At 69.0% G+C, this 548-nt stretch carries 1 pseudogene; it reads left to right on the top strand.

What is annotated here, in order from left to right:
* A pseudogene (locus ACFO60_RS40840) lies at positions 1-548 on the top strand (glycogen debranching enzyme); the annotation flags it as partial.

Raw genomic sequence — 548 nt, forward strand, 5'->3', positions numbered from 1 at the left:
CCCCGTGCTCAGCCAGGTCAAACTGATCGCCGAGCCGTGGGACGTCGGGCCGGGCGGCTACCAGGTGGGCAACTTCCCGCCCCGCTGGACCGAGTGGAACGGCCGCTACCGCGACACGATCCGCGACATGTGGCGCGGCGAGCCGGCCGCGCTGCCGGAGTTCGCTTCCCGGCTCACCGGCTCGAGCGACCTCTACCAGGACGACAGCCGCCGTCCGGCCGCGTCCATCAACTTCGTCACCTGCCACGACGGCTTCACCCTCCGCGACCTGGTGTCCTACAACCACAAGCACAACGAGGCCAACGGCGAGGGCAACCGCGACGGCACGGACGACAACCGTTCGTGGAACTGCGGGGAGGAGGGCTCGGGCAGCGTGGCGGTGGAGGCGCTGCGCGAGCAGCAGAAGCGCAACTTCCTCACGACGCTGTTCCTGTCCCAGGGCGTGCCGATGCTCTCGCACGGCGACGAGCTGGGCCGCACCCAGCAGGGCAACAACAACGCCTACTGCCAGGACAACGACATCAGCTGGGTCGACTGGTCCGACATCC

The sequence above is a fragment of the Sphaerisporangium dianthi genome (assembly GCF_042654065.1).
Taxonomy (GTDB): domain Bacteria; phylum Actinomycetota; class Actinomycetes; order Streptosporangiales; family Streptosporangiaceae; genus Sphaerisporangium; species Sphaerisporangium dianthi.